The sequence below is a fragment of the Lactiplantibacillus paraplantarum genome (genome assembly GCF_003641145.1).
GTDB lineage: Bacteria > Bacillota > Bacilli > Lactobacillales > Lactobacillaceae > Lactiplantibacillus > Lactiplantibacillus paraplantarum.
On record NZ_CP032744.1, the window covers coordinates 2,718,001 to 2,733,749 of the forward strand.

General features: G+C 44.3%; 9 protein-coding genes. 2 read left to right on the top strand and 7 right to left on the bottom strand.

Annotated elements, in window-relative coordinates; all coding sequences use genetic code 11:
- Positions 1-16: 16 nt before the first annotated feature.
- Complete coding sequence (locus LP667_RS13365) at positions 17-154, top strand: hypothetical protein (protein ID WP_021729963.1); 138 nt, start codon at positions 17-19, stop codon at positions 152-154.
- 93 nt (positions 155-247) lie between these two features.
- On the opposite strand, the gene LP667_RS13370 is transcribed toward LP667_RS13365, so the two are convergent.
- From LP667_RS13370 to LP667_RS13395, 6 genes are all read right to left on the bottom strand, one after another.
- Positions 248-6,346 carry a mucin-binding protein gene (locus tag LP667_RS13370; protein ID WP_021729962.1) on the bottom strand — a complete coding sequence of 2,033 codons (6,099 nt, stop codon included), beginning with the start codon at positions 6,344-6,346 and terminating at the stop codon, positions 248-250.
- Between the two features lie 433 nt (positions 6,347-6,779).
- On the bottom strand, positions 6,780-7,826 hold the full coding sequence (locus LP667_RS13375; protein ID WP_056988347.1) for a WxLIP family cell surface protein: 1,047 nt from the start codon (positions 7,824-7,826) through the stop codon (positions 6,780-6,782).
- 73 nt (positions 7,827-7,899) lie between these two features.
- On the bottom strand, positions 7,900-8,463 hold the full coding sequence (locus LP667_RS13380; RefSeq protein ID WP_021729960.1) for a WxL domain-containing protein: 564 nt from the start codon (positions 8,461-8,463) through the stop codon (positions 7,900-7,902).
- 52 nt (positions 8,464-8,515) lie between these two features.
- The gene (locus LP667_RS13385) at positions 8,516-10,990 is read right to left on the bottom strand and encodes a BspA family leucine-rich repeat surface protein (protein WP_021729959.1); all 2,475 of its coding nucleotides are present in this window, start codon (positions 10,988-10,990) and stop codon (positions 8,516-8,518) included.
- A gap of 38 nt (positions 10,991-11,028) precedes the next feature.
- On the bottom strand, positions 11,029-11,466 hold the full coding sequence (locus tag LP667_RS16880) for a hypothetical protein (RefSeq protein WP_191988598.1): 438 nt from the start codon (positions 11,464-11,466) through the stop codon (positions 11,029-11,031).
- A gap of 433 nt (positions 11,467-11,899) precedes the next feature.
- Entirely contained in the window at positions 11,900-12,748 is an 849-nt protein-coding gene (locus LP667_RS13395; RefSeq protein ID WP_021729957.1) for an alpha/beta fold hydrolase, read from the bottom strand.
- A gap of 118 nt (positions 12,749-12,866) precedes the next feature.
- Here LP667_RS13395 and LP667_RS13400 point away from each other — a divergent pair, with 118 nt between their 5' ends.
- Positions 12,867-13,721, top strand: coding sequence for a LysR family transcriptional regulator (locus LP667_RS13400; RefSeq protein WP_021729956.1), 855 nt, complete (start codon positions 12,867-12,869; stop codon positions 13,719-13,721).
- A 229-nt stretch (positions 13,722-13,950) separates the two neighbouring features.
- Here LP667_RS13400 and LP667_RS13405 read toward each other — a convergent pair whose 3' ends face one another.
- Positions 13,951-15,555: a cation:proton antiporter gene (locus LP667_RS13405; RefSeq protein ID WP_021729954.1), complete on the bottom strand. Its 1,605-nt coding sequence runs from the start codon at positions 15,553-15,555 to the stop codon at positions 13,951-13,953.
- Between the last annotated feature and the right edge of the window lie 194 nt (positions 15,556-15,749).

The following is a 15,749-nucleotide window of genomic DNA, read 5'->3' on the forward strand; positions in this document are numbered from 1 at the left end:
ACCGGCCAACCTAGCAATGGACAACCAAGCAAAAGCAGCCGCCTTCAAACAGTACCAACAAATTATTCATGGTCGTCTTCAACATTTGAAAGCAATCGATCAGTTATTGGCTACTAAAATCGACTATTTTGAAAATCATTCCACTAATGTTTAAAGTATAAACAAAACGCCTAATATCCTAGTAACAGTATTCTTACCAATACTAGGATGTTAAGCGTTTTTTGTGTGCTATCGTTAGACAAATTCATTACTTCTCATAGTGCTTGCGTTTTAATTCACCAAAGCCCAACAATAACGTCGCTAAGGTTACCCCTAGTATTTCAGTCATCAATTCGGACCGGCGACTTTCACTGGTTTGCGGTAATTGTCTCGACGTAGCTACTCTAGTCTTATTAGTCTGCACCGTTGCTTCGCTTGCCGCTTTAATTATCGGGGTCGCCTTTACAGCGTTAGCACGACTGGTTATTGCCATTTGTGACGGTTCAAGTGCAGATAATTGATTGCTAGTTGTGACGTGATCAGCCTTCACGATTGTCGTTGGCTTTGTTGGTTGCAATAAATGAACTAATTTTGCCGGTGTCGTCGACTGCGCTGGCTTAAGCAAATCATCCGCGCCTGTTGGTTTTGCCGGTTTTACTGGCTTTAATGGCTTTAATGGTTCTACTGGTTTTGTCGGTTCGATTGGCTTTGTCGGTTCTGTCGGTGTTAGGTTATCCAACGCATAGGTTAACGTTTGGACATCATCAACACTATCAGCCGTAATTGTTACAGCCTGCGTAGTTGCTGTCAACGCATAGTACTTCGCAATCGTTGGGGCAGTCAAGGCCGTGAAGTTCAGCACGGTCGGTTCCCAATCGCGATACGTCGCCACGCCAGTCACCGCGTCTTCAATGCCAGAACGTGTAAATGTTAGTGCCCGGATTGTATCGGCTTGAAGCATCTGCCCAGATTGATCCTGATAGTGCACCGTTTGTGTCACCGTTTTAGTGAGTTGATCTTGGTCGGTAATCGCTAGCTTATTATGCGCCAAATACACCGTATATCTCTGAACAACGCCATCTTGATTGAAGACAGCCCCCATTGATGGATAGTCATTACTCATCAAGACGTAACCAGCTTTAACGTATTGTGCAATCACTGACGCTGGTTGATAATCCGCTTGAGTGCCGAACAATCCAGTCAGCGTAACGCTAGCTCCCAGTTGATGCCCCACTGTGACATCGATATAAGTGACCATCGCCGTTTCGATATTCGCTTGGTAAACAACTGTTTGTTGTACATCAGCATCACCAGCCTTGACCGTTATACCATCGACGCGGACAGCACTCGGAGTATAACCTGTAATGACTGGTGAATCGATGGTCGCGTATGCACCCGTCACGATGGATTCAGCTGTATCCCAATCCGTATACGTGACTTTCTTCGTTACTTGGTCAAAGGTCGCCGTTCGATGGAAGATCACCGTTTGCGCCACAGTTGGGGCAGCGTTTTGTCCATCACCATAAACGTAATTGATGATGCGCTTAGAGCGAGTCGTTAGATCCTCAATCCCGGTCCCAACCGGATATTTAGGCCCATCTGGGTTAGTTGGATCAATCGGCTGACCTGGTTTCCCAGGCTTAGTTGGAGTGACGGTCGTCAACTGATGCGTTAGTTTGACCGTATAGACTTTCATCACATCATCCTGGTCAAAGCTAATTCCGGTTATTGGAACATTGTTCGAAGTTAATTGATAGCCTAAGCTTTTATAAGCCGCAATCTGCGAAGCCGGTGAATAGTCACTAACGGTGTCATAATCACCAGTCACCAATCTCGTTGCTAACGTATCGCCACTCGTCACATCAACAAATACAATGGACGCCACCTCTGGTTTAGCTGTATACGTAATCACGACTGGTTGTAGCTCACTTTGGCTAGTGACCGTGATTGCACCAACTTCAGCAGCACTGGCCTGATAGCCAGTAATCGTCGGTGACGTGACCACAGCCAACGATGCAGTCTGACCAGGTGCAACCACCCAATCACTATAGATCAACTGTTTGCCAGTCACCATATCAAAAGTCGCTGTCCGCTCAAAAGTGACCGACTGGTTAACAGCAGCCGCTGCTAACTTGCCAGTCGCATACTGGTACATGATGGTGCGCGTCACCGTTTGCTGCAATGAATCACGGCCGGTATCAGCCGGATATTTAGGTCCACCTGGATAATTAGTATCGATGGGCTGACCGGGCTGTCCCGGATGGTCAACGCTGACCGTTACCCGGCGATGTACTAGTGTAATCCTATAAGTCGGGTCATCCTGATTATATGTCAGCTGATTAGGTAAATCCGAACTGGCTAATTCATAGCCTAACTTTTCATACTTCGCAATATCAGCAGTAGCCGTATAGTTAGCTGAGTCACCATAATTTCCACGAAGCTCAACGGTCGCTAAAACTTGATTGCCGGTGGTTTCATCAATAAATTGAATCTTAATCGTTTCGGGATTGACGGTATAGATCACCGTCTTCGTCATGACTTCACCAACACTAGCGGGCATTGCCGCGGCAACCGTCGCTGTATCTGCCGTGTAACCAGTAATGATTGGCGAAACAACGACTGGATAGCCACCAGTCGCACTCGTTGTCCAGTTACCATATGAAAGCAATGTCCCATCTACCGCATCGACTATTGCCGTACGAGTATACCCCACTGTTTGAATCACATTATCTAATCCAGTTGGTGTTTGGTCGGCATAGACGTAATTAATTATCCGCTGACTAGTGGTCGTTAAGTCACTAACCGTCAAGCTACCTGGATGATCGACCGTGACCGTGGTTGTTCCATGCGTCAAGTACACATAGTAGGTCTGTTCAGTATCTTGATCAAAACGAATCGACGTTGGGACTTGATCCGAAACTAAGACGTAGCCTAATTCTTCATACGCCTCAATGTCATTAGCCGTCGTATAATTTACCGACGTACTAAAGCTACCACTGAGCGGCACCCGCTTTAAAGTCGCGTTATTTTGATCCTGATCGACGTAAACCACAGTGATCTTTTCTGTATTTGCCAGATAGGTGTAAACGACTTGCCCACCAACATCGGTTAAAGTGCCATCCGCTTGATAACCGGTACTTCCTGGTTGCAAGGTATAGCCAATTTTATTGTGAGCAGCCGCGGTATCACTCGTTGTATAGTTCAAATAATCGGTAGCGTTGATATTCACACCGTGCGTCGCAGTTCCGCTGATTGTTGATGTCAGCTTAAAAGTGCCGTCTGCCGCTTGGTACCCATAGTTATAAACAACCGTCACAGCGCCAACCGTCAGCTCACCACTAGCTGGATTGGTTATCTCATAATTATTATTGACCGCCGCACTCGTTAAAGTTACCGTAATCATTTTCGTACCGGGATCCGTTAGCCCCGATGTTAACGTGTAACCGATTGTCTGCCCCGCAACGACACCGGTAATGACTGGTATAATATTCTGCTCCTGACCGTTGGCCCACAGAATCGTATCTGGCAAGGCGATAGTCACTGGCCGTTTAGTAATCGTTAACGTCCCACCAACATTAACATTGCCTGCGATTAGCAAGTTCGGATTAGCGGCAGCTAAAGCAGCCATTCCAGCCGCATTCAGCGTCACCGCGTACGTTCCCACATTTTGATCGATTGTTGTGGTATCGAGATAATTCGTCGAAACATGATACGCCGTTGTGCCACTCACAACCACTGCAGTGTCATCAATGGTCCAATTGCTAGGAGCCACGTATTCTGTGGGCAAGTACACCGTGTAACTACTTGGATCAGTCGTTGCATCGTTGTCATAGACCTTTGAAGCCGGTGCGATGGTTATTCGAGCCGTAGCATCCGTACTGGTAGTAACGTAGCGCTGATAAGTGACCGTGTACACCGTATTCTCATCACCAGAATAGTTCTGCGTTGATGCCACCGTGTTAGTATTCAGATAGTATGTCACACCATCTTGTGTAATTGTCGTTGGCAACTTAGTCATTGGGACATACGTTGCACCACTATCTCCCGTATAGGTCACCGTGCCTAACGCCGCACCATCGTTCCCGACTAACTGATAAGTATCAGTAATAGTCTTAGCTGATAATGTGTAATGATATAAATAATCCGTAAAACCACTACCAATCGTAACCGCATCTGCAATACCTAGGGCATCCGCAACACGATCAATATTAGTATAATTTTGTAAACTTAACGAATAGCTACCATCAGTTTCATTAGGATCATCAGTCACATACACAACTGCCGAGTCAGGACTGGAAACTTGGTTACCAATTAAGCCGCTGGTCACCCCACTACTTTGAACAGCAATGACCGGCAATAGTGTATATTTCAGCGTCGAAAATGAGCCACCATTATAAACACTCGTTTGATCAAAATGAACCTGAAATGTTTGGCGGTCATTATAATCGGTAAGTTGAGTGACCACTAATCCCTGATAAGTCACGTTGTTTTGGGTCATCATCGTTTCAATAGCAGCCGTTAAAGTACTAACCGGATCAGTTGCGACTTGAGCAGCCCCATTACTGGCCGTAGTAGCAACTTTAAAGCCTGATGGCACAATAATATACTCAGTAAGATTGTTCACTGCCGTTTCTGATTGACTGATATTAAGAAGCGGCAAAATCAAGTACAACGCCTGACCATACGATAAATCAATTCCCCTTGTTCGGGCATGAGAAATCGTCAACACTGAAATCGGGGTCTCAACGCTAGCTTGCGCCCCATAATTTGCGGGCGATAAAATGACAGCGGTGCTAGTCTTGACCAACACCACCCCATCACCAACAGTCGTACTATCAAAGGTCGTACTATTAAGATCAGATAAAGTCGTCATCGCAGCATCAGTTAAAGTGATAGTGTATTTACCCACAACGCCAGAATTAACGACTTCTGAATATGTCGTGTATGCAATTGGTACATTATACACAATTGCATCAGTCTGCGTATCATCATAACTAATTGTCCAATCAGCTGGAACTACAAGGGAACGACTATTAATAGTCGCTTGAACGACACTAAGCGTCTTGTTCACCATCACCGTTGTCGCGCCCATTGTAATAAGATCATGGGCAGCAATCACTAACTGACCAGTAATAATCGCATCGGCAGTAATCGCGTCATTCGGATTAGCCTGCTGCAAAGCTACCAGTCCCTGATTTGACAAGGTTAACTGGTAAGTTCCAGATTCCGTTGCTGTGGGAACCACAATATCCCCACTGTCACTGGCTATCATGTACGTATTAGTTGTGCCATCTGTAGCCGAGCTAGCTAGCGTCCACGCACTCGGCACCTTATACTGACTAGGTACCGTGATCGTATACGCACTGGGGGTGGCATCACCATAATTAATACTGGCTGAGCCAATCGTGATTATCGCACTTGGTACCGGAGCCTGCTCAATAGTTAATGTCCCCGTCACCACATTAGCAGCTGTAATATCTGCGCTGTTATTAGCTTCCGATAACTTAGTAATACCAGTTGTCGAAAGTGCGATTGTATATGTCCCGATTTCTGAACTGAACTTAGCCGTATCAACATCTGCTAAGTCCGTCACTGTATAAACATTGGCCGTACTTGTCGCTGCCCAATCTGCAGGCGCCTTAGTTCCATCAGCCAACGTAACCGTATAACGATTTGGTGTATCGGTCTTACCGTCATATGTTTTCGTAGCTGAATTAACTGTTGCAACCGTTGTAACAGCCGCTCGGGACGTGCTTGACGGACTAGCAATTGCGGCCGAAAAACTAGCCACACTGACCGTCTCCGCCACATTAGTTTTAGTCCTTGTTTTGATAAGCGTTGCCGTCGTATCAGGATTTGTCTCACTAATCGCAACACCACTAGTTTTTGTCGAACTACTAGTCGTAGCATCGGCCGCCGTACTGGCTGTTGTTGCTGCACTCGCATTTGCAACACTGGACTTAGTAGCCGTGTTCGCATGACTAGTCGTTGAGCTTGCGTCACCTTCCGCAGCAACAGACACCGAGTTAGCTGAAGTCGTTGCAACGTTATTGTTAGAATCGGTACTCGTTGTTTGCGTTCCATCACTACTATCATTCTGTTTAGTCGCCGTGTCCGATTCAGTACTAGCAGTACTCGTGCTGACCGTAGCTTTAGTTGTTAACGTGGCACTAGTCCCAGTGACTTCTGTCGTTTCGGTCTGACTCGTGGCAGTACTAGTTGTATCCGCCTTCACTTGAAGCTGAGCTAGTCCCGTCCCAATTGTTAGGGTACTGAGCCCAGCAACTAACCACAGCCGTCCCTTCTTATACATTTTATAAGTTCGTTTCTCAACCAAACGAGCTTGTTGCAAGCGCCGTTTCTGCATCTTTAATCACCTCAAAAAGCAGCCATACTTATCACTTTTACGCGTGCCACTAGTTATTATTTAGCATAATTCATAGCGGATTAATGGCCGTAAACCACATTATTTTTATATTAACTAATAATACGTTTTATATTAATAATAAGTATACGCTTTTTATCAATTAGCATTACGCCCTATCTAACTATTTTTAGGTACCAGTATCATACATTTATAGGTTAAACTTCAATTTCATTCCTGAACCCGTTAATCGGATAATACTGAAATAATCGTCTGAGAAGACTGCATATAATCATTAGTCAGTATTTATTCATCATTTTTACTATCTAAACTATACAATGACCGACATGATCCATCATTGTCAGTTACTGCAAACACCATAAAACGACTTCTCAAAACCAGTACTGGTTTTGAAAAGTCGTTTTATTAATCAGAACTATTTATCTTTCTCTGCTAATTGTTTTTCTAATGCTTTGATCTTCTTTTGTTTGCGTCGAATGTACCAAATTACCAGCACCATTAGCAATAGTAGTAATAAGCCAATCCCGATATATAGCCACCAGTTAGGCCCTTGATTCAAGACCGCCGTCTTATTCAAGGTATCGGCCTGCCCCTGCGTAATCACAAAGTTCTGCTTAAACTGCCAGTGTTGCTTCTTGGAAGTGACTTTCACGACCGCTGTGTATTTACCGGCCGCTAGCGCCTTTTCCCCCGTCCGTAATGGCAATTTATAGATTGAATTAGGTGCCATCTGGCCGTTTGCTAACTTTTGATGGTAGACAACTTTACTGCCTCCCCGATGATAAATCTTAATGTTAGTCTGTACTTTATTTAGGTAAGCCGCCGTATGGTTAACCAACGGAAAATTAATGACATTGCGCCCATTAATCTGCTTGACCGCAATCTTATTCATTGTTAGCTGATTGGTTGTTAAATCCTTACTACCATGCAAAATTACGGCTTCAGTATAAGCGTATTGGTTATTGACTGCCACGGCCTTTTTAGTATCAGTTGCCGTGGCCTTTTTCAGGAAAGTTATCCCACCTGCTAAAATACCTTGATAACTTTGGGCCGGCATCTTAATTTGAAACTTGACCGTCTTGATTTGCCCCTTAGCCAGCTTGACTTGTGGTTCATCAGTTGTCACTAATTTGCTAATATCATACGGCAAATTTGCGCTGCGATTATTCGTATGTTTGTATTCCACAACACCATTAATATTTGTCGTGGCCTTAGCGATACCTATATTGATTGTAATGGGCGCACTAGCCGTATTATGAATTTTGACCGCAACGATTTGTGTTTGTCGCGGTTTTAACTTCAAGTCAAAGTAAGAGAGACGCTTATCGACCTGACTGCTAGACTGGACTGGCGTGATTTCAAAGCCGACACCCTGATCAGCGGCCGCTGCTTGTCCCATCATTAATAAACTAACAACACCGGCCAATAATATTCCCAATATACATTGCAATCGTTTCTGCACTTTAACCCCGCCTTTTTCTCAGATTATGTATCGACATTGGCCGTAGCCAACATCGGCTAACTAGTCACCCAGATTAGTTACCTGGTGTGACACTTAAGTTCCAAGTTAACGTAGTGGTATAACCCGTAGCTAACTTAGTCGTTTCTCCAGGAACAACCAACTTAGAATCACTAAATGTCACCGTTGAATCTCCGTTACCAGTACCATTTTTAGCAGAAGCGACGGTCCCCGCTGCACCTGCAGTCTCAGTCGTCCCCGGCACTAACGTAGTACTGCCATTCGTCACTGCCGAATCACTCTCAGTACCAGCAACTGTTAAAGCCGCATTCGTCAAAGCTGATCCAGTCCCATCGGTGGCCGTATTGAATTGTTGCCCCTGAGCAACCGTCAAGGTCCAACCCGCACTAGTCCCACGCAAGTCGCTTACCGTAACCGTTGGGGTAGTCGTAGTATCTAAGGTGGCATTACTTGAGGTAATTGCATTGCTACCGAAAGCCAAATTAGTGGTATCAACGCTCATTGACAGTGTTCCCCCAGTAAACGTTACATCACCTGTCGAAGTATCAGCATTAGCCACAACCGTCGTGGCTCCCAAAAGTCCTGCAGAAATCATTAATCCAAAAACGAATTTTTTCATTACAATACGCTTCCTTTCAAGCTAAGCTGTGTTTTTAACTATGAATCACTAATTAATTATTGGCCACGGTATTATTTAGACTCCACGAAATCGTGCCTTGATATTCGTCGATGGTGGCCGCACCACTCGGAACCTTTAGCAATAGCCCGGCATTATCTGACCAACTACCAGAGATATCGACACCCTCGTGATTAGTCGTTGTTTGTGAATAAACTTGGGCAGCTACTCCCGGCGACAATATTATCTGACTATCACCAGTCTGGTAATACAACGTAGCTCCTAAAGTTCGACCAGTCTCAGTACCGACAAAGCCCGTGCTCCCAAGCTCAGCAGTTAAATTCCATGTCGAATTTAACTTACCATTATTCTGAACTTCCAACAGCTTATCAAGGGTTGGGGCATACGTCTCAGTCGTTCCTGATAACGCATGACTACCAAAATCGAGCGTTGCCGGTGACGAATTAAAGAATAAGTTACCAGCGTAGACGTAAGTTACCGTAATTGCATCGTCACCGTACGTCCCAGTGGCATTATCCGGTGTTACGCTAAGTGTATAACCCGTAATGTCCTCAGAAGTCGTTGTATAATCCTGACCCGCTGTTCCAGATAGCGTTTGCTCAGCCGCAATTTCGGTTCCGTCTTCATCCACATACTTAACAGTCACTGCACCACCAACCTTCGCCCAGTTATAAGTTCCCGCCATTGTGCTACCGTCATAACTTGACATCAAGTCAGCCGAATTATACGTCTTGCCGCTGGTACCTTTTTGCCATTCACCAGTGTAAGGAGCAATACTACTAGGTGATTGCAAAGCCATCGTACTGTCACCATGGAAAGTAAAGTTGCTACCTAGTGTCAGATGCTGAAGCTTAGCATCACCAACAAAGACATTCGTGTACGTGGTTGCCTTACTAGTGTCCCAACTTGATAAATCTAACGTTGTCAGCCCGGTGCAATTCATAAATACTTCCTGCATGTTGGTCACAAGCTTGGTATTCCAACCTGACAAATCCAATTTAGTTAACGCTTTATCATTAGCAAACATATCAGCTACTGTTGTTACGTTACTAGTTTGCCAATTACTTACATTGGCACTCGTCAAGGCAACACAATTATAAAATGTATGATCCATGGTCGTTACCTTACTAGTATTCCAGCTATCAACATCCAATGTGGTTACTTTGCTACAGCCTGTGAAAGTATAAGCTAAGCTAGCCACCGTACCAATATTCCAGCCACTTATGTCGAGATGAGTGAGACTTGAACAATTCTGAAAGGTATTAGCTAGGGTAGTGACGTCGGACGTATCCCAACCACTAAGATTCAGTGTTGTCACCTTAGAACAATTCTGAAAGGTGCTGGCTAAACTAGTAATTACTGGAACAGTCCAATTACTAACATCTAAGGTCGTCACCTTAGAACAATTTTGAAAAGTCCCCGCTAAGGTCGTTACACTTTGAGTAGACCATTTGCTAACATCTAGCGTAGTTACCCCTGAACAGCCACTGAATAAATATGACATATCCGTAACATTGCTAGTATTCCAACCGCTAACATCCAAACTCGTTAGTGCAGCACATCTATAAAATAAATACCGCGCGGAAACTAAGCTATCTGTTTTCCAGGCACTTACATCCACAGTCGCAAGATTCGAACAAGAAATAAACATCGAATTCATGCTGGTCACCTGGCTGACATTCCAACTTTTCGTTCCTACTTTAGTTAAAGCGGTGCAGCTGGCAAACATCCGACTCATATCAGTGACATTTCCCGTCTGCCACTCATCGGTATCACCAATCGATGTCAAGGCTGTACAGCCATCAAACATCCCACTCATATTAGTGACGGTTGAAAAATCAGTTTGACCAAAATCAACTGATGTCAACTTAGCATCCATGTAGAACATCTGTTGGGTACTGGTAACCCCATCCATTGATAGATTACTGAGGCCCGTAATCGTCGTCAAGTTTGTTAAGTTCGAAAACAAATAGGCATAATTTGGCGCTGTTGTAATCGTAATTACGCCCGTTATTTTGATACTCGTAATTGCTGTCGCATAATTCGCCCACGGTGACGCGCTTGCTAGTAAATATTGAAAGCTACCGCCACTTAGCGTTAATACGCCATCACTATCGATGGTCCACGATACCGTTCCCATCGTTCCCGAAGCCGGTAGCTCACCCGTCGTACTCGTTGTATCGTTTGCTGCCGTACTACTGGTTGAGCTAGAACTACTCGAGCCATTGTCAGTCGTACTGCTACTAGAACTGCTTGATACGCTGCTAGTCGTATTGCCACTAGAACTGCTGTCATCAGTCGTGCTCGTCGTATCAGCGCTCACCGCCATCACGTTCGTAGCTGCAACCTTGCTCACAGCAGTGTCGTCAGTCGACGAGGACGAAGCGCTCGTTGGCGTTGTTGTAGCAGCCTGGGTTGCCAATGCAGGCACGATCATACTTAGTGGCGCACTTCCGCCTAAAATAAAACCAACGCTTAAAATCATTAACTTCGAAATTCGCCAACGCACACGATCACCTCCTATTTGGACATTGGTTGTCAGCCCACTTATTCATGTAATACTGAATGCTGATAGCGTTCACATTTATTGCCATAGTATGCCGCCATTAATAATAAAATTAATAGTAATAGTCCCATAATAACTAACAGCCACCGGCAGGCCTGCTCATCTGTTTGTGGTAAGTAGCCTCGCCAAGATGAACCTTGATTAGTTTGACGATCATTTTTCCGATAAGCCCGGCTAGTTCTGGTTGAAATTTTCTTACTATCCGATTGTTTAGTTGCTTTTGTTATGGTGTCATGATGCTTAATCGTTGTTTGCGTATTTGTTGTTGAAGATGAGGTCGTCGTTTGTTGAAACGTCACTTGCGCTGTACTAGTATCATTGGCCCTAGCAATCATTGTTGGGGTAACAATGACACAAATGGCACCTATCATACCAACTAACCATGCTACCCATCGTCTCTTAATAACAATCGCCTCCAAGTAAGGTTTGATTGCTTAATCATTAACCTTTTATGCACAGTTTGGCAAAACACTAACCTGGTATTTTAGCCATTAAGGTTTGCATACAAAAATAGATAACAGCCACTACCATTTCCCCTATTCACTATGTAATTATAGCATTATTATTTTATAATGGTTAATGTTTTTTTAATATTTATTTCAAAAAAATTCACTAGCATAATCAATGCTCAGCACGTCCAAATTGGACATTAGGTTTAGCAGACTGCTGGCCGTTTATTTTCGCCAACTAATTGCTCAATATTACTATGACCAGTCAAGCAATTAAATTGCCACTTATATCTCAGTTTTAAAACTGCTATATCACTACAGCCTATAATGCAAGAAAGTTGCCATCACTAAGAAATGGCAACTGATTTAAGACAAATATTTAATTTGAAGATCACAGCCAACGCTAGTCTTTTTGCCCCCACTTATCCAAGATCAACTGGCCAATTTCCTGCCAATGAGTCTCAAGAACAAAGTGGCCACCATTTAATAAATGAACATCCACATTAGGATCATCCTTAGCAAAGGCTTGCGCCCCTTGATAGACGAAGCTCAGATCATTCTTACCCCACGCCGCAATAATTTCCGGCTGATAAGTACGCACATACTTTTGAAATACAGGATAGTTTTTCACATTATTTTGATAATCAAAGATTAAATCAGACTGGCGCTCCGCATAATCTGGTAAGCTCGTGTAAAAGATGTCCAGGCTGTAGCCATCTGGTGAAACCGAATTCGGTTGCTCGCCACCCTTATATTGTCCAATAATCGTTGCCGGTTTGAAAGCGGCCTGATAACTTTTCCGTAAGGCCGGCGTTGGGTGTTGCCAATAAGCTTCCCGGTCCGCCCACTTAGCACCTAAGCCTTCTTGATAAATATTGCCATTCTGACTCACGATTCCCAAAATTCGTTCGGGGTACTTCACGGCAATGCCAAAACCAATTGGTGCCCCGTAGTCAAAGACATACATATAAAACTTGTCGATATTCATAACGGTTAAGAAAACTTCAACATAGTTAGTCAAATTCTCAAATGTATAATCAAACGTGTCATGCGCCGGTGCAGCCGATTGACCAAAACCAATAAAATCAGGTGCAATCACGTGAAAGTCCTTAGCCAGCATTGGCATCAAATTGCGAAAAAGATGGCTGGCCGTTGGAAAACCATGTAACAACAAGAATACCGGTTTATCTGGTGATCCTGCTTCTCGATAAAACATTTCTAGTCCCTGAACCTTAACCGTTGCAAATTTCATCTTAAGTACCTCGTCTCTTTTATTTAACAAATTCATTGTAAGACCAATTTGACATATAATAAACTACGAGATGACGAAGTTGGCCATCTCAAATCAAGATAGCAAGGAGCTCCTTACCGTGAATACGGATACCCTTAAAATGTTCATCACCATTGCGCAAGCGGGTAGCATTTCAGCTGCTGCTCAGCAACTAGGCTATGCCCAGTCTAATATTTCCACTAAGCTCCAACAACTGGAGCGTGATTTGAATACTCGGCTATTTTACCGTAATAATCGGGGGATCGTCTTAACAGCCACCGGTCAGCAATTACTGCAACGAGCAAGCCAAATCGTGCAGCTAACCGACAGAACCATCACTGACATTCAGCATCCCAATGATGTTCGGGGTAGACTACGATTAGGAACGCTTCAAGCCGCCGCTTCGACCTTTCTTCCCCCAATCTTGTCACACTACCATCAACACTATCCTAAAGTAACCTTGACAATTCAAACAGGTACGACCTTGACTAATACACAAGCAGTCCTAAATTATCAAGTTGATGGTGCAATTATCGGTGGCACCGTCAATGATGACGCCCTAATTTCGATACCATTAATGCAGGAACCACTTTGCCTCATCACTGCTACTTCATCAATGGCTGACATTCACCACACTCCCATCCTCGTCTTTCCAGTCGGGTGTGCTTACCGCAAAACACTGGAACGTTGGCTTGATTCCCAACAGATCACCCTTCATTATCCCGTGGAATTCGACTACTTAAATGCAATCATCGCGAGTGTCAGCGCTGGTCTGGGCATGAGCATTTTACCCACGCGCGTCGTGCAACCGTATGTTGATGCGGGGGTGTTAAATGCCGTGACCTTACCAGCGCCATTTGCAACGCTCCCCGTCACTTTTATTTATCGCCAGGATACCGTGATGAGTGCCCCATTTGACCACTTTATTACTGCAATTAGGCACTACCATGACTAATAATGTGCGCCATTGTGCTAGTGTTTTTAGTCTAAATCATGCCGCATGGTACCAAAACAGTTTTAATTACAGCGTCGAAACCACCGTTACTGGCGGCAACGACAACTTCAATTGATACTCAGTTGACAGCAAGGGGCCTAACGGTTATCCACAGTGGATAACCGTTAGGCCCCTTTAAAGTATTGTGGATAACCCTACCTGTAATCGAGTTCAGCAACCATCCGGCCAACTAATCTTTGACGCCATACTCCAACACCACCATTTCTGCCATCGTAATCTCGTGATAGAGTTGGTTAAAAAGATCCTCACTGATTGCATGGGTCTCATCATATTGTTGCTGCAAATAATCACGTTCGGTTTGAAAGACTTGCCGATAAATTACCATTAGTTCACGCATTTGATTGGCCGTATATTCTGGATGCTGAACCATTCGGCGCCACTCCGCAATGAACTGTCGCATACTCGTATGTCCATTTTGCGACCGCAAGTCAAACGCTACCGCGTCCTTAAATTCTTGTGGTATCGTCATTTGTTGCACTCGGTTAACCCCAGCGTCAATCATCTGTTGACGAATACCAGCTATCCGTACCGTAGCAGTCGGGTCGGTCGGAATACTGGGTAGTAGCCAGCGAAAAATAATGGTTGGTACTAACAAACTTAAAATAATCAATAAACTTTCGGACATCAAAACCAAATTAAAGTCCGCTGTTTTGACTTGCGTTTCGGCGACCGTAAATGCCAAGGCAAAAGTGACAGCTCCATGAATTCCACCCAGCGCAAAAATCCAGGCTTCCCGTCTCGCCAAATGGTGTACTAGCCGAACATAGCCATAACGTGCAAATAAGTTAGCTAAGTACAGCGCTATCCCAATGACGATCCAAATTAACGAGCCGTCATAAGAAACTGAGCGATCTAATGCGGTCCGTAATAGCATGATGCCCAGCACGATAAAGACAATGCTATTCAAAATATCGCTCATCAAGCCAACCAGCTGATGAATATCACTCGCCAGTTGTGGATTAGCTAACGAACTCCGCTCACCCTCAGCATTATGAACTAGTCCAGCGACAACGACCGCAATAATTCCAGAAACGCCTAGTGCCTCAGCACCAAAGTAGAGGACAAACGGGGTCATGACATAAATTATTTTTAATGGCGTCCCATTATTATACGTGTTATTAATAAAATTAAGTCGAGAACGCAGCATTTTCTGCCGAACATAGACAATCAATCCACTGATGGCACCCCCAAAAACGATTCCGCCACCCGCAGCATAGACGAAATCCCACAATGTCTGTGAATAATTAATATACCCATTGACGTACCAGAGCGTTGCCATATTCAACAAGATAATCCCAGAAGCATCATTGAACAGCGACTCCAACTTTAAGCTAGTCTGTTCACGACGTGGTAATATCCTTCCCATCGTGACCGATTCCGTAGCAGTGGCGTCGGTTGGCGTACTAATTGCTGCCAAAATGAATGCGAGCGGCAGTCCCACGCCAGCTAATAACTGCGTTCCAATTCCAGCTGCCACTGCACACAAAACGACCATTCCAACGGTTAAACTAATGATTTCCCGCACATGGCGGCCAACAAGGTTAAGGCGTGTATTTTGGCCCTCAAAATAAAGTAATGGGGCTACAATCAGCCCAATAAAGACTTCCGAATTAAATTGTTCAACTAATCCATTCAAAAATGGCACGACCGCAATCAACGCACCAATTAGCATACTCACGTAATTAACCGAGAGTCGTGGTAACAACTGACGATTGGTCACAATACTGACCAGCGCTGCGACTACCAACACCGCGGTCGAAATAAGTAACGCCATCTTGATTCCCCCTTTTTTAATTAAAATAACTAATATTGATTATTCTCAGTTTAATGCAGTTTGTAAAGCAAGCGCACTTTGCAATGCTCACGGTGATACAGATTCAGTGCAGCATCTGATTAACTTCAATTGTTAATCAACAAGTTTCATCAAGTGATTTTTTCATCATTAACACCATTATCATCTATCTCTCA